At 43.4% G+C, this 18,961-nt stretch carries 18 protein-coding genes; 8 read left to right on the top strand and 10 right to left on the bottom strand.

Annotated elements, in window-relative coordinates:
- The first annotated feature begins 51 nt into the window (after nt 1-51).
- Nucleotides 52-993, top strand: coding sequence for a DMT family transporter (locus tag DK187_RS11320; protein ID WP_111607455.1), 942 nt, complete (start codon nt 52-54; stop codon nt 991-993).
- A 15-nt stretch (nt 994-1,008) separates the two neighbouring features.
- Here the strand turns inward: DK187_RS11320 and DK187_RS11315 are convergent, their stop codons facing one another.
- From DK187_RS11315 to DK187_RS11305, 3 genes are read right to left on the bottom strand one after another with little or no spacing between them, the layout of a single operon-like run.
- A complete protein-coding gene (locus DK187_RS11315; RefSeq protein WP_111607454.1) occupies nt 1,009-2,559 on the bottom strand; it encodes a cryptochrome/photolyase family protein in 1,551 nt (516 codons plus the stop codon).
- Entirely contained in the window at nt 2,556-4,046 is a 1,491-nt protein-coding gene (locus DK187_RS11310; RefSeq protein WP_111607453.1) for a cryptochrome/deoxyribodipyrimidine photo-lyase family protein, read from the bottom strand. The genes DK187_RS11315 and DK187_RS11310 overlap by 4 nt, the downstream gene beginning before the upstream one ends.
- Nucleotides 4,046-5,365: a DASH family cryptochrome gene (locus DK187_RS11305; RefSeq protein ID WP_111607452.1), complete on the bottom strand. Its 1,320-nt coding sequence runs from the start codon at nt 5,363-5,365 to the stop codon at nt 4,046-4,048. The genes DK187_RS11310 and DK187_RS11305 overlap by 1 nt, the downstream gene beginning before the upstream one ends.
- A 202-nt stretch (nt 5,366-5,567) precedes the next feature.
- On the opposite strand from DK187_RS11305, the gene DK187_RS11300 reads away from it, so the two are divergent.
- Together DK187_RS11300 and DK187_RS11295 are read left to right on the top strand one after the other, a co-directional pair.
- On the top strand, nt 5,568-5,909 hold the full coding sequence (locus DK187_RS11300; RefSeq protein WP_111607451.1) for a zinc ribbon domain-containing protein YjdM: 342 nt from the start codon (nt 5,568-5,570) through the stop codon (nt 5,907-5,909).
- Nucleotides 5,910-6,172: 263 nt separating this feature from the next.
- Nucleotides 6,173-7,807, top strand: a complete 1,635-nt coding sequence (locus DK187_RS11295) for a methyl-accepting chemotaxis protein (RefSeq protein WP_111607450.1) — start codon at nt 6,173-6,175, stop codon at nt 7,805-7,807.
- Between the two features lie 86 nt (nt 7,808-7,893).
- Here the strand turns inward: DK187_RS11295 and DK187_RS11290 are convergent, their stop codons facing one another.
- Together DK187_RS11290 and DK187_RS11285 are read right to left on the bottom strand one after the other, a co-directional pair.
- The gene (locus tag DK187_RS11290) at nt 7,894-8,169 is read right to left on the bottom strand and encodes a DUF3817 domain-containing protein (RefSeq protein WP_111607449.1); all 276 of its coding nucleotides are present in this window, start codon (nt 8,167-8,169) and stop codon (nt 7,894-7,896) included.
- 152 nt (nt 8,170-8,321) lie between these two features.
- Nucleotides 8,322-8,645 carry a winged helix-turn-helix transcriptional regulator gene (locus tag DK187_RS11285; RefSeq protein ID WP_111607448.1) on the bottom strand — a complete coding sequence of 108 codons (324 nt, stop codon included), beginning with the start codon at nt 8,643-8,645 and terminating at the stop codon, nt 8,322-8,324.
- 160 nt (nt 8,646-8,805) lie between these two features.
- Here DK187_RS11285 and DK187_RS11280 point away from each other — a divergent pair, with 160 nt between their 5' ends.
- The 3 genes from DK187_RS11280 (at nt 8,806) to DK187_RS11270 (ending at nt 10,976) form a co-directional block, all read left to right on the top strand.
- Nucleotides 8,806-9,132: a nuclear transport factor 2 family protein gene (locus tag DK187_RS11280; protein ID WP_162623497.1), complete on the top strand. Its 327-nt coding sequence runs from the start codon at nt 8,806-8,808 to the stop codon at nt 9,130-9,132.
- Nucleotides 9,129-9,911: an SDR family oxidoreductase gene (locus DK187_RS11275; RefSeq protein ID WP_111607446.1), complete on the top strand. Its 783-nt coding sequence runs from the start codon at nt 9,129-9,131 to the stop codon at nt 9,909-9,911. The genes DK187_RS11280 and DK187_RS11275 overlap by 4 nt, the downstream gene beginning before the upstream one ends.
- A 312-nt stretch (nt 9,912-10,223) precedes the next feature.
- Nucleotides 10,224-10,976 carry a 5'-nucleotidase, lipoprotein e(P4) family gene (locus DK187_RS11270; protein WP_111607445.1) on the top strand — a complete coding sequence of 251 codons (753 nt, stop codon included), beginning with the start codon at nt 10,224-10,226 and terminating at the stop codon, nt 10,974-10,976.
- A gap of 98 nt (nt 10,977-11,074) precedes the next feature.
- Here the strand turns inward: DK187_RS11270 and DK187_RS21405 are convergent, their stop codons facing one another.
- Complete coding sequence (locus tag DK187_RS21405; protein WP_223232278.1) at nt 11,075-11,197, bottom strand: helix-turn-helix domain-containing protein; 123 nt, start codon at nt 11,195-11,197, stop codon at nt 11,075-11,077.
- A 273-nt stretch (nt 11,198-11,470) separates the two neighbouring features.
- Between DK187_RS21405 and DK187_RS11260 the strand changes: the two genes are divergently transcribed.
- Nucleotides 11,471-12,661, top strand: a complete 1,191-nt coding sequence (locus DK187_RS11260; protein WP_111607443.1) for a Fic family protein — start codon at nt 11,471-11,473, stop codon at nt 12,659-12,661.
- 93 nt (nt 12,662-12,754) lie between these two features.
- Here DK187_RS11260 and DK187_RS11255 read toward each other — a convergent pair whose 3' ends face one another.
- From DK187_RS11255 to DK187_RS11240, 4 genes are all read right to left on the bottom strand, one after another.
- Nucleotides 12,755-12,943: a YgaP family membrane protein gene (locus DK187_RS11255; protein WP_111607442.1), complete on the bottom strand. Its 189-nt coding sequence runs from the start codon at nt 12,941-12,943 to the stop codon at nt 12,755-12,757.
- A 388-nt stretch (nt 12,944-13,331) separates the two neighbouring features.
- Nucleotides 13,332-13,586 (bottom strand): type II toxin-antitoxin system Phd/YefM family antitoxin, encoded by a 255-nt coding sequence (locus tag DK187_RS11250; protein ID WP_111607441.1) that lies wholly within the window; start codon nt 13,584-13,586, stop codon nt 13,332-13,334.
- Between the two features lie 123 nt (nt 13,587-13,709).
- The gene (locus DK187_RS11245; RefSeq protein WP_111607440.1) at nt 13,710-13,991 is read right to left on the bottom strand and encodes a helix-turn-helix domain-containing protein; all 282 of its coding nucleotides are present in this window, start codon (nt 13,989-13,991) and stop codon (nt 13,710-13,712) included.
- On the bottom strand, nt 13,984-14,340 hold the full coding sequence (locus DK187_RS11240; RefSeq protein ID WP_111607439.1) for a type II toxin-antitoxin system RelE/ParE family toxin: 357 nt from the start codon (nt 14,338-14,340) through the stop codon (nt 13,984-13,986). Before DK187_RS11240 ends, DK187_RS11245 begins: the two co-directional genes overlap by 8 nt.
- A gap of 166 nt (nt 14,341-14,506) precedes the next feature.
- On the opposite strand from DK187_RS11240, the gene DK187_RS11235 reads away from it, so the two are divergent.
- Nucleotides 14,507-18,814, top strand: a complete 4,308-nt coding sequence (locus DK187_RS11235; protein ID WP_162623496.1) for an NACHT domain-containing protein — start codon at nt 14,507-14,509, stop codon at nt 18,812-18,814.
- The last annotated feature ends 147 nt before the right edge of the window (nt 18,815-18,961 follow it).

The following is an 18,961-nucleotide window of genomic DNA, read 5'->3' as shown; positions in this document are numbered from 1 at the left end:
ATCTATACACTAAGGATCATATTTTCAAGTGTCCTTTTAGTGGAGAAAGGTATGAATCGTTCGGCGAATATGAATGCCGTATTGCTACTGCTGTTGTGTACGTTTTTTTGGGGGGCGTGTTTCCCTGTGGGTAAACATGCGTTGGGAGAGGTGCATGCACTGACCTTGGTTATTTGGCGTTTTGCTATCGCCGCCTTATGCTTGTTTATTTATGCTAAATGGAAAAATCTGCCCATGCCTAGCCTTACGACCAAACAATGGGCGTGGGCGCTTGGCGTTTCTATTGTTGGGGTGGGCGGCTTAAACCTTGGTTTGTTTACTGGACTGGCTCATACCGATGCAAGTAATGGCGCCCTTATTATGGCGCTTAGCCCATTGGCTACGTCTTTGATAGGTTCTTTGTTACAACGCAAACTGCCCGCTCGCGGCGCCGTGTTTAGTTTGGTGGTGTGTTTATCCGGTGTGTTATTGGTGTTAACCAATGGTGAGATGAAACGCTTACTAGGCTTTCAGTTCAATCATGGTGATCAAATGATTTTTCTAGGCATGTTGTGCTGGAGTCTTTATACCTACTTGACCCAAGGTGTGAGCCGTTGGATGCCGATGATTCCTTATACTTTGGTGGGCATGTTATCCGGTTTGGGTGTGATCTCTTTGGTGACCGCGTTTAGCCCTGAGGTTCATCCATGGCAAGAAAGCTTGGCGATTAGTGGTTATGTGTTGGGCGATTTATTATTTATTGGCGTGTTTGGTACGGTTGGTGGCTATTTGTTGTGGATTTCTGGAGTGACGCAACTCGGCGCGGCCAATGCATCTTTGTTCTTCAATTTTGTGCCTGTATTTGCCGCACTGACGGCCTTTGCTTATGGACAAAGTGTAACCCAACTGCAGCTGCTCGGTGTGGCGATTGTGATTGCCGGTTTGTTGCTGCCAAGGTTGGCTAAATGGCAGCAACAACGTGTTAATCGCCAAGAAGCCGCGTCAATTCGTTAAGCTTGCACTGGGTCATCATAGCGATTCGATGTTATCTAAACACCATTCTGCTCGTTGTAAGACGGCGTGCTTTTGCGCGTCGTTTTGTTTGTCCCAGTTGCCGTAAATCATGCCGATGCGCGGGTTTGTTGCGAGACGTTCTCTGTGTTTGACCATAAAGCGCCAATATAAACTGTTTAGTGGGCAAGATGCCTCACTGGTTTTTTCTTTCACTTTGTAATGGCAATCGCTGCAATAGTCGCTCATCTTTTGCATGTAACTGCCGCTCGCGGCATAAGGCTTGGACGCGATCCAGCCACCGTCAGCAAATTGACTCATGCCACGTGTGTTGGGTAATTCTACCCATTCTAGGGCATCGATATAAATGCCTAAATACCATTCGTCGACTTGTTGCGGCTCAATCTCCGTTAACATGCAGAAGTTTCCCGTGACCATCAGTCGTTGAATATGGTGGGCGTACGCATAATCGAGTGATTGTCCAATGGCGCTGGCTAGGCATTTCATTTTGGTCTGCCCATGCCAGAAATAGTGAGGTAAATCTCGATGGGCTTCTAACGCATTCTGTTCTTGGTAATCGGGCATATTGATCCAATACATGCCGCGCACATATTCACGCCAGCCAAGTATCTGTCTGACGAAGCCTTCAATTTGCGCAATGTCGATGGCGTTGTTTTCTTGGTACGCCGCGATCGCCGCGTTGATCACTTGTTTTGGGCTAATCAGTTTCGCGTTAAGCGCAAAAGACAGACGCGAATGGTACAAACTCCAGCTATGAGGTGTTTTGTCGGTCATGGCGTCTTGAAAGCGACCAAAGTTTGGCAATAAATGCTCACAAAAATACGCCAATAAAACCAATGCATCTTGCTGGCTGACAGGCCAGAGTAAGCTGATTTGAGGGTTGCCAATAGACGCAATGTGGTGACGTTCTATACGCTCAAGCAGGTGTTGAACATTGTATTGAAAACACAAAGGGGCGGGGATAGCGTTGAGGTCTTGGGCTTTGAGTTTGTTGCGATTGTCACTGTCATAATTCCATTTCCCGCCTTCGGGTTGAGCATCGCTGTCCATTAATATATTGAAGCGTTGGCGCATTTTGCGATAAAAATTCTCCATCCGCACACTGTGCTGGGGCTTGAAGTACAGTGGGATGTCTTCGAATGGCAATAAAAAATGTTCTGTATCGAATAGGGTGACAGGTTGTTTTGCGTGTTCAAACAGGTGTTTGTATTGCATTAACACGCGGTGCTCGTCTGGCCTCATGAGCTCGATTGTTTGAATCTTCTCTTGAGCGACGATAGAAAAAATAAGTGAGTCAAGAGTGTGGTCTTTTGTATCGTCTAAGGTGAGATAGTGAACTTGATGTCCCGCCGCCATAAGCTCATTGGCAAAGGTTTCCATCGCTAGGAAAAACGCACAGAGCTTTTGAATATGATGTTTTACATAGGTGGCTTCAGGATGCAGCTCGGCGATGACATACAATACGCCTTGGTCTTGTTCTTTGAACCAAGAATGCGCTGCGTTTAACTGATCGCCAAGGATGAAACGTAAGGTGTGGTACTGAGTCATGGGGATCCTTTGATTTTTTTAGGCCGTTTAGAGGGTCTAACATGTGTGGCTAAGATGCGTTGCTTTTCCTGTTTCACCTCAAATTGCTGACGATACCCCCACAGTCTGTCTCTCGCCGCTTTTCCGGCCTCTACTAGCGGAACAATAGGAGCTGGGTAATCGACGCCAATATGACATTGATATAAGGCTTCTTCCATGGGCGTCATTTCCCAAGGAGCATGAACAAGAGGAGCGGGTACTTCTTTTAATTCTGGCACCCAACGGTGAATAAATTCGCCATCGGGATCTTGGTCTTGGGCTTGTTTAAGTGGGTTGTAGATGCGTATTGTATTGGCGCCCGTCACGCCGGCTTGCATTTGAAATTGCGGGTAATGAATACCGGGCTCAAAGTCTAAAAATAGGCGAGCCAGATGATGCACACCTTGTCGCCAATCAATGTTCATATGATGGCATAAAAAACTCACCATCATGGCTCTCATACGAAAATTCATATAGCCCGTTGCGTTGACAGCGCGCATGCACGCATCAATGATTGGATAGCCAGTCTGACCTTGTTGCCAAGCCTGTAAATCGGTATCGACTTGTGCATCTTGGCGGTAAGGAAAGGCGTCGTAGGCCCGATTGACGGGTCGAAACTCCATCGCGCATTCGCTTTCGAATTTCTGCATAAAATGACAATGCCAATGCAATCGAGAGCTTAAGGCAATGAGCGTTCGACGCCAGCCGGGTGTTTGCCAGCGAGATAACAAGTCTTGATAGACTTCTCTTAGGCTAATATTGCCCCAAGCCAAATAAGGTGATAGCCGAGTACAGGCGGAACGACTACTCAGAGGGCTTGAAATAGAGCGATAATAATCCTTACCTCGACCGTTATAAAAGCTTTCTAGGGTGCGCCAAGCCAGCGTTGGGCCGCCAGTCTGCATGCCCTTTTGAGGTGTTTTCCATGACGCCGGTAAGCTGATGTCCACATGCTCTAACGGATACCAAGAAAGATGGTTGAGTTTGATGTCGACAATGGGCGAGCGCATCACTTTTTGCCAAGCATCGTCCCATGACACTCTATTTTTGAGCGCACGAATGACCGCACCCGTTGGCGACTCTTGCCAGTGAATATGGTTGAGTCGACACCAGTGCTTTACTTTTTTATCGCGCTGAAACGTTAGATCTATACCGATCTCTTCACTGCTGAACAGTTGATCGAATTGAGTTTGCTGGTGGAGTTCTATTAGCGCCTCTAAGGCTTCTTTATAGACAATGTACAAACGTCCACCGACCTCAACCAGTTGTTGGTTAATGTCCTCTAAAGATTGCCACACAAAACGCCAATGGCGTACATCGTAATGTGGGTCTGCCACCAAGCTCGGCTCAAAAGCATACAGTACAATGAGCGGCCTATTTTGTGCGATCGCATTGGCAAGTGGCTCATGATCTGTAAGGCGCAGATCGCGCTTTAACCAAACGACGACTGGGTTAGTAGATAACAACATTATGAATGAGGGTAAATCGGCCAGTCGGCGGCGTCGACCGAGTCCAATTGGGTGTCAAATACTTGGCCTTGCCATTTATGAATAAAATGTTGGTTTGGGTCGTATTGTTCGCTTTGCTTTTGCAAATTGAAGTGACGTCCACCTCTTGGATCGGCGCCAACGCCCGCTATGTATTGCCAATTCCCCCAGTTTGAGCCGACATCATAATCGATCAATTGCTGCTCAAAATAAGCCGCACCGTAACGCCAATCGATGCCTAATTCGTAGATCAAACAACTGGCAACTATTTGACGTCCGCGGTTGCTCATAAAACCCGTCTGATTGAGCTGTTTCATACAGGCGTTCACTAAGGGATAAGGTGTATTGCCTTGACTCCATTTGCGAAAACGTTCGGCGTAATAGCTGGCTTGTGTTTGCTTACCCGATAATCCGCCGGGTAAAAAAAGCTGTTTGCCGTAACGGGTGGCGTACCAGTGAAAGTACTCGCGCCAAAGCAACTCAAAGTAAATCCAATAGGTCGATTCACTGGCGCCATGATCACGCTCGTAAGCGTCCAAACTGGCTTTGATTTGCCTTGCCGATACACTGCCTTGTGCCAACCAAGGTGAAAACTTGGTGGAGTTTTCCCAGCCGTCTAATTCGTTGCGAGTTTCTTTATAAAGACTGGGCAAATTTGTCGAAAAGTAGTCACTTAATTGATCCATTGCGGCTTGCTCGCCACCTGTAAAGGCGCCGTTTTCCAAGCTTGAGACATCTTGCCAAGGACGAATTTTTTGGATATTGAAAATGGCCGCAGGCGGCAAGGTTTCCACGGACGGTAATGGGGACGCAGGGTGAATGTTTTCCACTAAACGGCGAAATTTTGAAAAAGAGCTGGGCAGTTCGGTTATCTCAAAAGGCAGCTGAGAGGGTCTAAACAAACTCAAATCATGTCCTAAATGAACGCGAACGTCTGGGAACTGATGGATGATACGCTTAAGCGCTTGCTGTTCATCCCAGCCACCGTGGTGGTTTCGATAAAGGTGAGAGATAGGTACTTCGTTTAGCAGCAAGTTTAAGCTGGTGGCCGCATCCATAGAACTAATGAATAAGGTTTGCCCTAATGCTTGTAGCTGTTGCGCAAGGTCTTTAAGTCCTTGATTTAAAAAGCGTCTTCGATTCGCAGACATGCCCTGCGTGGCATATCGACTGGGACGATTGTTATGGGGCTCGTCACAATACAGGCAGACAAGATGATCCACCTCTTGCGCAGCTTGCCACAACATATCCTGATCAGCACAACGCAGATCATTTCCAAACCACATGACGCTCACTTTCATTATAAACTTCCTATAACATTGCTCTCTATCAAGCCTAGTACGTATTTAAGAGACAATTAGATTGTTTTAAATCGTTTTTTGTTTTTTCAGTGAGCAAAATAGAAAAATACACGTTTATTTTACGGGGATGATAAAAACCATATCAAAAATAGGGTTATAATGGGCGAAATTTTTCTGTTAACGTCAAAGGTAGTGATAAACAATGAGTCTTCCTAATTGCCCACAATGTAACTCCTCTTATGTGTACGAAGATCAAGCCATGCTGATTTGCCCTGAGTGCGCGCACGAATGGAATCCAAATGAAGTTGTGGTGGACGAAGATGCGCTTATTATCAAGGACATGGGCGGCAACGTATTGCAAGAAGGCGACAAGGTGACCTTGGCAAAAGACCTCAAAGTAAAAGGATCGTCTCAAGTGCTAAAAATTGGCACCAAAGCGACGATTAAACGTTTTGTGGATGGCGATCACGACATCGATTGCAAATTGGATGGCGGCGGTGAAATGATGCTGAAATCTCAGTTCGTGAAAAAGTCTACGGTCTAAACAACAGACAATACATTAGACGACATTAATAGTACTTGGTTAAAACGAAATGCCTTCTGATTGAGTCAGGAGGCATTTTTTATCGTATATGACTACGTATCAATGTGTCTTTTGGATGGATTTTTTTAGTTTTTTTTACACGTTTTTAGATTCTTTTTGTCTTCGCAATGCACAGCTGGTTTTTATTTGCTTAGCGGTTTATGCTGCCAGCCCTTGGTTGATGTTTAGTCAATCATGACTCTTTTTAAAAGGTGATGAGTACTATGTTTAGTCAGCTTAAAATTTCTCAGCGTTTGGGGTTAGGATTTGCTTTTATCTTTGCGCTATTGCTGCTGATTTCAGTAGTGGGTATGCAGCGCGTTAATGTGATTGATAACACATTGACGAGTGTGCGCGATGGTGCCACGTTGAAGCAACGTTATGCGATTAACTTTCGTGGCAGCGTTCATGATAGAGCCATTGCCGTTCGTGATGTGGTTTTAGCCTCGGATCCTGCGCGTCTGAATCAAGAGCTCACCTTAATTCAAGAGTTAGACTCGTTTTATCAGCAATCGGCGAAATCCATGAGTCAACTCATGTTATCTGATGCTTCCACAGCAGAGCGAGCCCTGTTAAAAGCCATTCAAGATATTGAAGTCACGACACAGAAGTCGACGAAAGCCTTGCTGGATTTGGCTCAACAAGGCAATACTACCCTTGCTACCCAACTGTTAATGCAAGATGTCTCCCCAGCTTATACGGAATGGCTAAAACGCATAAATGCTTTTATTAATCACCAGGAAGAAGTCATTAATGAAGACATTGGCGTTGTGATGAACGTTGCCAGCACCTTTGTTAAGTTAATGCTGATCGTTACTCTTATCGCCGCGGTTTTCAGTGTCTTGGTGGCGATTACTTTGATTCGAAGCATACAAGCGAGAATTGGCGGCGAACCTGAAGATGTTGCCGAGCTAGTGCAGCGAATCGCCGATGGGAATCTGAATGTCAAAATAGAAACGAATTATCCCAACAGCATGATTGGGAGTGTTCGCACCATGGTGTCGCGTTTACAACAAATTATCCTAGATGTGCGTAGTGCCGCCGATGAACTCGACATTGCGTCGTCTGAACTGAACACCACGGCAAATGAAAATAACCGTCGTCTTCGTCAGCAGTCTTCCGATACCACACAAATGGCGGCTGCCATCAATGAAATGTCGGCCTCGGTTTCTGAAGTCGCAGGCCACGCAGGCCACGCAGCAGAAGCAACGCAGAAAGTGGATCGCGAAGTAGAAAGTGGTAACACAAAAGTCAATTCAACCGCAGAAGCCATTATGCATCTGTCTGAGACATTAGAATTGGCAGCAACAACGGTCGAGAAGGTGTCGGTTGATAGCGGCAATATTGAAAAAATCACCGACGTTATCAGCGCCATTGCAGAACAGACGAATTTATTGGCGTTGAACGCCGCCATTGAAGCGGCGCGAGCGGGTGAACATGGCCGAGGCTTTGCGGTTGTGGCCGATGAAGTACGTTCATTGGCGACACGGACACAGCAGTCGACCAGCGAGATTAGTAACATGATCGTTCGTTTACAAGAAGGATCAAGCAAAGCCGCTGAGATCATGAACACCAGTCGAGAGCGGGCGCAAAAAACCGTTGAACAAACTCAAGAAGCCCGTGCCGCTTTGGCGAGTATTCGTACTGAGGTTATGGCGATCAATGACATGAATACGCAAATCGCCCAAACGTCAGCGGAGCAAGAGCGCGTGGCGGAAGACATGAACTTGAATATTACCCGAGTGCACGCCGCCACAATGGAAAGCGCCACAGGGTCTGAGCAAGTGGCTCAATCGAGCGAACGACTTGCGCAACTATCAAAGAAATTGACCACAAAAGTTAGCTTTTTCAAGGTGTAACCACGCCAGCTAGACATAATAAAAGGGCCTTTGAATGACAAAGGCCCTTTTATTTACTAACGTTATCTATCATGTATTTCTTAAACTTAGTATTTGTTTAAGACTTTCGCTTTAAAGACATAACTACCAAATGGCACTAATGACGCAACAAACCCCATCAAGGCGTGTTTTGACGACACCCCATAGCGAGACACACTTAACGCCAGAAGAATATTAAACAAGATAAACAACCCACCATGAATCGGGCCAATGATGCTCACATACTCAGGCATGTCCATCAGGCGCTTCAATGGCACAGCAATGAAGAGCAACAATAGCAGCGATGTGCCTTCTAAAATGGAGATAAAACGTAACATTTTCATACTATGTCTCTTTTGTTGAAGTGTGTTGAAAAACGTACCAAGCACTAATCAGACCCAAGAATAGCATTTTAATTTCATCACAAGGTCAGTTATTTAAAGTGTGGAATCCTGTGAGCAGAGTCATTTCTTGAGTTACATAGAGAGTATTAACATCATGCCTTATTTTCAGCCCACTTGAGTAAGGCGTCTAACGCTGGGCAAAGCTCCTGTCCCCATTCCGTTAAACGGTATTCTACTTTTGGTGGGACTTGGTGATAAATAGTCCGTGTGACGATTCCATCCGCTTCTAACTGACGAAGCTGCTGAATGAGCATTTTTTGGGTGATGGCTGGGATGGCTTTTTCTAATTCAGAGAAGCGTTTTACTTGTCCACCAAAGAGATGGAAGAGTATTACTAACTTCCATTTTCCTTCTAGAATCTTTAGTACTTGCTCTACGCCATCGGCTGCAGAAGCTGGCGTCCATTTTTCTGTCATTTTTTTTATGACCTTAGCCCTTATGAGATCAAAAACTTACTTCTTAGTAAGTACCCTACTTTTTTGTCGGTTCTTGTTTTCCAGGTAGCTTAACGCCATTCTTTTCATACAGCAATTTGGCTTGTCCTAAGTAACTGATTTTAAGTGAAGGAGTTTTATTATGGCTATTGATCTTCCAAAACCCATTGCAAAGTATTTTCAGGCAGATGAAGGCGACAGTGAGGCGATTGTTGCCTGTTTTTCCGATGAGGCAGTGGTAAAAGATGAAGGACAAACTTATACGGGGTTGGACGCAATTAAGCAGTGGAAAATGAGTTCATCGACTAAATATACTTACACAGTTGAACCACAGGCCTTAAACGAAAGCGAAGAGCAAACGATTGTCACGGGTTTGGTCGCAGGGAATTTCCCTGGAAGCCCTGTGAACCTTCAATACGCTTTCACGCTGGATGGCGACAAAATTACCTCATTGGAGATCACGCTATGAGTTTTGATCTTGAGTTAAAGGGGCGTACAGCGTTGGTTACTGGTGGTACGAAGGGGTTGGGGGCTGCCGTCGTTAAGTCATTACATGAGGCTGGAGTGAGTGTTGTTGCGGTTGCTCGATCTGTCCCCAGCGATGCGCCAGAAGATATTTCATACATTGAGGGGGATTTGCTAAGCGCTGCTGGTTGTACTGCCGTTGTAAAGACCGTGCTAGAAAAGTTTGGTGGTGTTGATATTATTGTCAATGTTCTGGGTGGCTCAAGTGCCCCAAGCGGTGGTTTTGCTGTGCTTGATGAGCAAGAGTGGGAAAATGCACTGAATCAAAATTTGATGTCCGCGGTGCGTATTGATCGGGGATTATTGCCAGCGATGTTGGTCAAAAAGTCTGGGGTCATTGTCCACGTCACATCGATACAGAATAAACTGCCACTACCTGAGTCCACCACAGCTTATGCCGCGGCGAAAGCGGCGTTATCCACTTACAGTAAAAGTTTATCGAAAGAAGTAGCGCCAAAAGGCATACGCGTTGTGCGTGTATCACCCGGTTGGATAGAAACGGAAGCATCGGTCCGACTCGCTGAGCGGCTTGCTGACCATGCTGGCACTGATTATGAGGGAGGCAAGAAAATGATTATGGATTCGCTTGGCGGCATTCCTTTAGGGCGTCCAGCCCAGCCCTCGGAAGTAGCTGACTTAATCACTTTTCTAGTGTCAGCGAGAGCGTCGTCTATCACAGGCACGGAATACATTGTGGATGGCGGTACCGTACCTACTGCCTAAACGCTTTAGCCACCATGTTGCGTGAAGATGAAACAAAAAACGCCCTGTTTGATCGACAGGGCGTTTCCTCATACGCTTGAATTTCTTTCCTGTATCCATGATGTTGTGGATGCTTCATAGGCGCCACTTTAATCACGGATGGCTCTTTCAGTCCAATGAAACAGGCATTCTTATCACTATTCATACTATACAAAGCTGTCTTTTTCATGGTGTTGAAATAAGAAAAAAGTAAAAAATAGCTTTGAGTTATAATTAAATGCGTGTTTAATAAAAATGTCACATTTATTGGTTATACACAAATGGAGAGTTTTTATGGGAAAAGTCACCGCATCTATTCTTGTCGCCTTACCACTATTGAGCAGTGTTACGTTTGCCGCTGAAGATATGACTTGTGCACCGAAAGAATACACTATGGCGCTACGTTACCAACAGCAGTCTGCCGAAGTAATGGCGCTCCAGCTACAGGCCTATCAGTTTGCGACACAGCGTATTATTCAGCTTTTAGCGAACCATGATTCCGATAAAAAGCCTGCTGTGGTGTTGGATTTGGATGAAACCGTGATAGATAACACACCTTTATTGGTTAGAGATGTAAACAACTGTCACGATTATACTTCTTGGGATACTTGGAGTGATTGGGAGAAAAAAGGCGAACCGACCTTGATTCCAGGCGCAAAAGATTTTATCGATTTTGTCACACAGCAGGGCGTGAAAATTTACTATATCTCAGACCGTTTTCAAGAGAACAAAGCCGACACGATTAAGACATTGAAGAAGCTGAATATTGCCCAAGTGAGCAGTGACAATGTGTTGCTGTATACAGAGTCGAAAGAAACACGTCGTGATGTCGTGCGCAAAGAACACGATATTCTTATGTTGATTGGCGATAGCCTGCATGATTTTGCTGCCGAGTTTAAAAATAAGGAATCGACAGAGTACCAGCGTGGACTCGTGGCGAAAGAAGCGGCGCATTTTGGTAACGATTGGATTGTTATGCCAAATGCCTCGTATGGTTCTTGGTCGAAGTCTGAACTAAAAACATGGGATGAAAAAGCCGTTAAATAACGCTGAATAGAGCATAAAAAGCCAATACGAATTGAGGTTTGTATTGGCTTTTTTGGTGTTGGTGCTTGCCTCATCTTTCTCAAGATTATTTCAAATCTTCAAATAAGCTCTAATTTTAGCTTTTTACCTAACGCTTTCGCGGCATTATCCAAGGTATGAAGCGTGACAGACGTGTTGTTTGGGTCAAGCAGTCTATCCAATCCAGAGCGGCTTGTTTTCATCAACTGCGCCATTTTTGTTTTGGATAAGTGCTCGTGCTCAATCTTCTGCTGAATCTGCCAAGCCACCACTCGTTTTATAGCGACGGCATTGGTTTCAGCCAGTGTGCTTTCCTTTTCTAGGAAATCATCAAGGGAAGAACTAATATGTTTATTCGTCTATCAAAGCTAAGTCATGTGGTATATTATGTCCTTAATTAAATCGTTAAACTTAAATGTAAGTATATTTTAATATTTTGATTTTTAAGTGTTTTTTATATTATTTGAGCCGTTAAAATGATCAGTATAACTCCTTTTGTTCAGCCAGAAAAAGCGTCTGGAGATATTAGAGATATGGTTGTGGAGGTTTATAAGCAATCCTCTAGCCTATCGGCTTCCATTCGACCGAGCCTTAAGCCTGCAGTAGAACATTTACTGCGTTTTGTGAATAGTTACTACAGTAATAGGATTGAAGGAAACAGCACAGAGCCTGCTGACATTATTCACGCTGAAGAGGTTAGACCAACTGATCTTGTAAAACGGAACGATTTATTAGAAGTTGAGGCTCATTTAGCTGCTCAGGCCGCTTTGGCTGATAGTAAAGTTAAGCCAGAGCATATAACAGACAGAGCATTTCTATGCTTGATACATAAATGGTTTTTTGAAGACTTATCAGAGTCAACTAGAACGCATGTTCGAGAATCTACGGGAGAAGTGTTTGTTGTCGAACCAGGCCAACTAAGAACGACTCAAGTTCAAGTCGGTAAGCATTTACCGCCAAGTGTGGAAGAGTTAAATGGATATTTGAACTGGTTCCATAGTGCTTATAGATTGGATCATCTTTTCGGAGAAAGTCGTCTTCTTGCTGCATCCGCTGCTCATCACCGTCTAGCGTGGATTCATCCATTTTTAGATGGAAATGGTCGAGTTTGTCGTTTGTTTACGGATAGTTATATGAGAGCTGCAGGGGTTGAAGGCTATGGCCTTTGGACGTTAAGTCGAGGTTTTGCAAGAACAGTTGATGAATACAAACTTCGTCTGGCAGGGGCTGACATGGTTCGACAAGGCAGTACTGATGGGCGAGGGATTCTTTCAAACAGAGGGCTTGAGGCTTTCCAGCGTTATTTTCTTGAAACCTGTCTTGACCAAATTCAGTATCTTTCTGGCGTTCTTGAAATAGAATCATTTGATATTCGATTAAAGCAATATGCTGACTTACGCGTAGCTGGAGGCGCTTTAAGTACGAAAGGGAAGCAGCTAAAAAAATGGCGTGTCGAAGCGTTTATTTTGCTAAAGGAAATAATAAACGGCACTAAGGTAATGAGGGGAGATGTTCCAGCATTTACCAAGATGGGAGAAACCAATTCCCGCGCGATGGTTAAACAACTTATCGAGGAAGGCTGGATTAGTGGGGAAGCAAAAGAGCTTCTTAAGATTAAGCGTATTCCTTTTGATGCGATTTCATATCTCTTTCCACATCTTTGGTAAGATAAGCTTTATTGGTAAGAGCAAAAAACCGACTACCAGTGTCCTGAAGTCGGTTTTTATGTTTTAACCCTGTCATTTTACACCTGATTTTTTCTACTCCTCTGTTTTACACGTTGAAAAACCAAAAGGTAGATACGCTGGGCAGACGCTAAATACGCCTGTGGCAAGCAGTACAATGCCGATTGCACCCCACCAAGAATTGAAATATACGCCGATTGCGATGACGACGGCACCCATTGCAATTCTGATCACTCTATCTGTTGTACCTACGTTGTATTTCATCATCCTCTCCTGTTTGTGTTGCCTTAAGTCGTGCGACGAAAATCGGTATTACTTATGCACTAGAGTGCAATCGGGAAGATTGGCGTTTTTAAACGAGGTTTGCGGAGCGTTTGCCAATATCACTTTTCTTAGTGTTGTATCGACCATACGCTTTGTTAATGCTTTAATCTAAGACTTTAGACGTTATTTGATTGTTTTTTGATCTATGTGCTGGTTTAGTAATAAATTTTGTCTTTAGCTTAGATAGACAAAAAAACGCTCTCCATGTTACTGGAAGAGCGTTCTATTGGAGGTGATTTAACCGTCTTTTATTAATGTGTTGATGCGTTTGAGTGTTTTTTTTGTCAGTAAAGATAATCTTCTCATGTATTTTCAGTCCAAGATAACATCATTCCTCAATCAGTTCCCTTATCTGTGTCTTGCCTGCTTCCACTTCGGCAATGGCTTCGTTCAAACGAGAAGCGTTTTTTGGGCTTGCCATCAAATAGGCCGTCTCCTCATACGCTTGAAAGCCCTCTAAGCTAATCAATACGGCTGGTTTGCCACCCTGACGAGTAATGAGAACAGGCTTATGATCGTTATTCACTTTATCAAACGTGCTAGCAAGATTGGCTTTAAAAGCTGAGTAACTTAGTGTATCCATATTTTACTCCTGCAAGTCAGTGTTTAATTTTTCCGTACGCAAAGATTTTTTAGCATGTCTTAGAAACTGTGAAGCATAAGCAACACTTAGCCATAATTAAAATGAGGATAGTGACGTAGCTTTCTAAACAAGCTCTAATTTTAGCTTTTTACCTAACGCTTTCGCGGCATTATCCAAGGTATGAAGCGTGACAGACGTGTTGTTTGGGTCAAGCAGTCGATCCAATCCAGAGCGGCTTGTTTTCATCAACTGTGCCATCTTTGTTTTGGACAAGTGCTCGTGCTCAATCTTCTGCTGAATTTGCCAAGCCACCACTCGCTTTATAGCGACGGCATTGGTTTCAGCCAGTGTGCCTTCCTCTTCTAGGAAATCATCAAAGGAAGAGCCGATATGTTTATTAGCCATTTTCAGCCTCTCGCTTTCGTTTTCTAGCTAAATCTAATTCAGATTTAGGTGTCTTTTGGGTTTTCTTCATAAAGCCATTCAGTAAAATTAATTCGTTGTTTCTAAAGAAAAATAATACCCTAGCAATACGACCACCTTCCAAATTGGTTCGTACTTCCCACAGTCCGTCACCCATAGAACGACATATGGGCATACCGACGGGCCAACCATACTCTGCTGTTTTTATGTCTTGTCCTATGGCGCTTCTATCCTCTTTTGCAAGAGATAATAACCATTCCCTGACAGGCTCACTTCCCGACGCAGTTCGGAAAAAGTGAACAGACACTTTCTTGTGTTTTATGTTATTCATAAATTGATTTGTACCATAAATGGTACGAATCTGTACAGCTATTTTAACGTTGTGGTTTAGACGGAAGAAATTCAGCTTGGAGCCTTAACGCGTTAGCGCTATTGTTAAAGCTAGTATCTGTATGAAACCTCTTTGTTTTTTTGTTGGTGAAGCGAACTTATCGTCTATGACTAAAGAAAAGTACATTCTATTAGATCGTCAATTTTCAATTATTTCGGAAGACCAAGAAGATCTAGAAAATAATGAGCTACTCTTTTCTTTAGGTCATTCAGCGCTAAAAACTTGGGTTGATTTAGAAGGTGAGTATCGCTGTGTCATTTTAGCTGAAGCCGGCGCTGGCAAGACGGAAGAATTACTCAATAAAGCCAAAGCCTTATTAGAACAAGGCAGACCGTCTTTTTTTATTCGTATTGAAGATATCGAGCAAGATTTTTATGACGCCTTTGAGGTTGGAACAGAAGATGAATTTAACGCTTGGCTAGAATCGATAGAGGAAGCTTGGTTCTTTTTAGATTCGGTCGATGAAGCAAGGTTAGAAACCCCAAGAGCTTTTGAATTAGCGTTAAAGCGATTCGCTAAAGGTATCAAAAAAGGTGCACATAGAGCGCATCTTTATGTTTCAAGCCGTCCTTACTCTTGGCGACCAGAAGCTGATCGTGAGCTGTTGAACAGACATTTATTTTTAGTTGCACCAAAGCAAGAAAGTGATAAGACTGAAGATCAGCCTCAAAGTGCTTTGACGGTTTACGGAATGCGGCCTTTGGATGAGGAAAGAATTCGCTGTTTCTGTGAAAAAAGATCAGTGAATGACATTGATGAACTTTTAAGGGAAATTGATAGAGCGAGTATTTGGAGCTTGGCTCAACGGCCTCTTGATTTAGATAGTATTTTATCCAAATGGACAAAGGATAAAAAACTTGGTAGCCGTCTAGATCTACTAGAACACAGTATAAATGAGCAGTTAAGCGATGAACATAATATAGATAGAGCACAGCGTCAGCCGTTAAACCTAAATAAAGCTCAAGAGGGAGTACAACGTTTGGCCGCTGCCGTAGTTATGAGTGGCCAATCAAGTATCAACATTCCCGATGCCTCGCTCGATAAATTGGGAATAGACGCAAAAGCCGTGCTGTCTGATTGGCGTCCGAATGATGTGAATGCTCTTTTGGAGCGCAGTGTTTTCAGCGATGTTATATATGGAGCGGTTCGATTCAGGCATCGTGATATCAGAGAACTGCTCGCAGCAAAATGGTTTGCTTACCTGATAGCTAATGGCGACAGTCGTTTATCTATAGAGCGTTTATTTATTGGTGAACAATATGGCGAGACAATCATTAGGCCAAGACTTCGATCCATTTTGCCTTGGTTAATATTGTGGGATACCAACATCAGAAACACTGTACTAAGTATTGATCCTGAGGTTGCTATTGAAGGTGGAGATCCATCTAAACTGCCTTTATCAGAAAGAAAAACCATTCTTAAAAATATAGTTCACCGTATTGCACAGGATGAAAACAATAGTACCGGAGGGGATAATAGCGCAATTGCAAGAATTTCGGATGTTGCCCTGACAAAAGATGCCTTGTTACTTATTAATCAACATAACGAAAATGATGATGCCATTTTCTTTCTTGCTCGATTGGTCTGGCAAGGAAAAATGACAGACTGTGTTGCGCCTTTGCTGGAAATAGCTCTTAACCCCATCCTAGGCAATTATGCTCGATTAACCTCTGCTCGGGCTGTCATAACCTGTGGCACTAATGAACAAATACAATCCTTATGGCAAAGGTTCAACCAAAGCGAGGAAAAAATTCCACGTCGATTGCTAGCAGAACTAATCGAAGATGCAGAGCCAACCAGTGAGAATATTCAAAATATACTTTTATCAGTTAGCAAATTAAAACTATCTGCCAATGAGAGCTTCGAGGCGAATGGTTTGCGACGAGCACTTCATCAGTTTGTTACGCGAATGCCTATTGCTGCAAACATACAGATTTATCAAACGTTAATACATGGCTTAATCGGTTATCTAAATGACCCGCCGTATATCGAGAAGAGTGAGTGTAAAATTTCTGAAGCTCATTCATGGCTTCTTGGTGTCGCTGTTCATCTTGTGGAGCGCGTAATTGAGATAAGGCATTCATTTTCATTTTCCGATGAAAGTTTATCCATTCTTATGATGCTACCGCTATACAATTCTTATGGTGGAGAACACTTTGATGATTATGAAAGTAACTTAGCCGAACTGATACCGCATTGGAGTGAATTGAATGATCGGCTTTATTGGGCTTGTATTGAACAGGAAAAAATAAAGCTACTTTCAGATCCTAAAAGCGAACCTTTGACTTCAGATTGGCCTATTTCTTGGCAAGGGCATTTTTGGGCATTTAGTACAGTTGAGAGTTTTCAACGATTGCTTTCATTTATCCGTTCTCGTGAATCAGAAAGTGATCAGTCTATTGCGCTAAGTACCGCCTTTCGTCTTTACACCAAGCTCGATAAACCATCGGATATGCTGACAAAGTTAAAAGCAAGCGTAGAGCATAGTTCTATTTTGACTAATAAATTGAACATGCTGATTGACCCTCCTGAATCAGATGGGGAAAAAAAGCGCAAAGAAGAGAATGAAAAACGAAGAAAAAAACTCGATGTTGTACAAGAGCAGAAAAAAACGTCCCGTGATGCTTGGATAGTAGATCTGAGAAGCAACTTTCATCAATGGATCATACCTAATAAGCAGGCTGACATTAGTGAGGATCAATGTAGCCTGCTAAATGAAATAAGTGGAAGTTCCTTAAAAACACGTCGAAGTGAAGGTTCTGATTGGAGACTGCTTATTCCCGATTTTGGTGAGGATGTTGCACATGCTTATCGAGATGCTGCAATGATGTACTGGAGAAATTATAAGCCAACTCTGCAATCTGAGAGTGGCATAAGGTCAAACAACTTTCCTTATTATTCAATATCTTTCGCTTTATCTGGCTTAGAGATTGAGGCCATAGAGTCTGCCAATTTTCCTATTAACCTAAATGAATCAGAAGTTCGTCATGCATTACGATATCTCACTTGGGAGATAAATGGTTTTCCTAGTTGGTTTGAGAGCATGTACCGAGCATTTCCTTCGTTAGTTGCTGAAGCCATTATTCAAGAGCTTATCTGGGAGCTGGAAAGCGCAGATTTAGATTTGAATTACCGTATTCTGAGTTCACTTGTTTTCGGTGCCTCTTGGTTGCATGAGGATATCGCGGTTAGCCTTTTAGAATGGGTTGAAGCTCATCCAAATACACTTCAAGGGAATAATAGAAGAGATTGTATTCAACTTTTAATTTCTGGGAATAGTGATCCGAAGCGTCTTGCAAATGTTGCAAAACAAGAGATAGATCAAAGTAACGATTTAGATAATATTGCTTGCTGGTTTGCTCTTTTGGTTGATTGTGATCCAGCTTATGGCATTCCTCACCTTGAGCAATGGTTAGCGGGGCTTGATCATGAGATCGTCAGCCGAGCTGCTCAAATTTTTGTTACCGCACTTGTTGGCGCAAGTCATCGATCATTTAGTGTACCTAATGTAGGTTGCTTCAAGACCCCAGAGTATTTGAGAAAGCTCTATGTCCTCATGCATAAATACATTCCGTCTAAAGATGATATAAACCGAGCTGATGGGAGAGTGTATCATTCCGAAGACTTACGTGATGAAGCACAAAGTGCTCGGAGTACACTATTTTCTCTCCTATGCAACATTACTGGTGTTGCTAGTTATACTTCGATCAAACAATTGATCGAAGAACATCCAGAACCGGCATATCGAAAATGGATGGCGCAACAAGCCTATAGAAGAGCTGTCGAAGATGGTGATTTAGAACTGTGGACGGTCGATCAGTTTGGCCAATTTGATAAAAATCAGACAATAACACCTGCAACACACCGCCAACTTTTTGATCATACGGTTAATAGGATAATTGATTTGAAACATTGGTTAGAGCGAGGTAATGACAGCCCGTGGCTAACTTGGAAAAAAGCGGATGGCGAAACAGAAATGCGAACTTTGATCGCTGGCTGGCTCAATCAAAACAGTCATGGTCAATACACAACGGCCCAAGAGTCTGAACTTGCAAACGGTCAACGCATGGATATTTGGCTTCATAATACAAGTGTACAATCTCCGGTTCCAGTTGAGCTAAAGCTATTAGATAAAGCGTGGTCTGGCCCTAAATTATGTGAGCGCTTACGAAACCAGCTTGCTGGGGATTACCTTCGAGAGGAAGGTGCTGGGTGTGGTGTCTTTCTATTAGTTTCTCAAGATATAGAACCTACAAAGCGATGGAGTATTGACGGTAAATTAGTCAATTTGAAAGAGCTTTCAGGAGCACTTAAAACCTACTGGCTGAGTATTGCTGAAAACTATCCCGGAGTTCAGGAGATAGAAATAATCGTTATTGATTTGTTAGAAAGAGAGCGATTTAGTAATTCATAAGTTGGCTTAACTGTAAAATCAAGTAGAAACAAACTCACGCTGAGCGGTTTTACGCGCTTGCGCGTGGAGCGAGGCGGGTGGTTTGTTTCTGACTTGCAAGCAGAGTTTCGAGACAAAAAAACCGCCCTCTCGCTAAGCCAGAGAGCG

The organism is Marinomonas arctica (assembly GCF_003259225.1).
Lineage (GTDB): Bacteria > Pseudomonadota > Gammaproteobacteria > Pseudomonadales > Marinomonadaceae > Marinomonas > Marinomonas arctica.
Note: the sequence above shows the minus strand (reverse complement) of the source record. Positions and strands in the feature narration are given on the sequence as shown.

Bases quoted from the DNA above. Each gene is read 5' to 3' on its own strand.
- DK187_RS11320 (WP_111607455.1), top strand. From the start codon at position 52: ATGAATCGTTCGGCGAATATGAATGCCGTATTGCTACTGCTGTTGTGT.
- DK187_RS11315 (WP_111607454.1), bottom strand. From the start codon at position 2,559: ATGACTCAGTACCACACCTTACGTTTCATCCTTGGCGATCAGTTAAAC.
- DK187_RS11310 (WP_111607453.1), bottom strand. From the start codon at position 4,046: ATGTTGTTATCTACTAACCCAGTCGTCGTTTGGTTAAAGCGCGATCTG.
- DK187_RS11305 (WP_111607452.1), bottom strand. From the start codon at position 5,365: ATGAAAGTGAGCGTCATGTGGTTTGGAAATGATCTGCGTTGTGCTGAT.
- DK187_RS11300 (WP_111607451.1), top strand. From the start codon at position 5,568: ATGAGTCTTCCTAATTGCCCACAATGTAACTCCTCTTATGTGTACGAA.
- DK187_RS11295 (WP_111607450.1), top strand. From the start codon at position 6,173: ATGTTTAGTCAGCTTAAAATTTCTCAGCGTTTGGGGTTAGGATTTGCT.
- DK187_RS11290 (WP_111607449.1), bottom strand. From the start codon at position 8,169: ATGAAAATGTTACGTTTTATCTCCATTTTAGAAGGCACATCGCTGCTA.
- DK187_RS11285 (WP_111607448.1), bottom strand. From the start codon at position 8,645: ATGACAGAAAAATGGACGCCAGCTTCTGCAGCCGATGGCGTAGAGCAA.
- DK187_RS11280 (WP_162623497.1), top strand. From the start codon at position 8,806: ATGGCTATTGATCTTCCAAAACCCATTGCAAAGTATTTTCAGGCAGAT.
- DK187_RS11275 (WP_111607446.1), top strand. From the start codon at position 9,129: ATGAGTTTTGATCTTGAGTTAAAGGGGCGTACAGCGTTGGTTACTGGT.
- DK187_RS11270 (WP_111607445.1), top strand. From the start codon at position 10,224: ATGGGAAAAGTCACCGCATCTATTCTTGTCGCCTTACCACTATTGAGC.
- DK187_RS21405 (WP_223232278.1), bottom strand. From the start codon at position 11,197: ATGAAAACAAGCCGCTCTGGATTGGATAGACTGCTTGACCCAAACAAC.
- DK187_RS11260 (WP_111607443.1), top strand. From the start codon at position 11,471: ATGATCAGTATAACTCCTTTTGTTCAGCCAGAAAAAGCGTCTGGAGAT.
- DK187_RS11255 (WP_111607442.1), bottom strand. From the start codon at position 12,943: ATGAAATACAACGTAGGTACAACAGATAGAGTGATCAGAATTGCAATG.
- DK187_RS11250 (WP_111607441.1), bottom strand. From the start codon at position 13,586: ATGGATACACTAAGTTACTCAGCTTTTAAAGCCAATCTTGCTAGCACG.
- DK187_RS11245 (WP_111607440.1), bottom strand. From the start codon at position 13,991: ATGGCTAATAAACATATCGGCTCTTCCTTTGATGATTTCCTAGAAGAG.
- DK187_RS11240 (WP_111607439.1), bottom strand. From the start codon at position 14,340: ATGAATAACATAAAACACAAGAAAGTGTCTGTTCACTTTTTCCGAACT.
- DK187_RS11235 (WP_162623496.1), top strand. From the start codon at position 14,507: ATGACTAAAGAAAAGTACATTCTATTAGATCGTCAATTTTCAATTATT.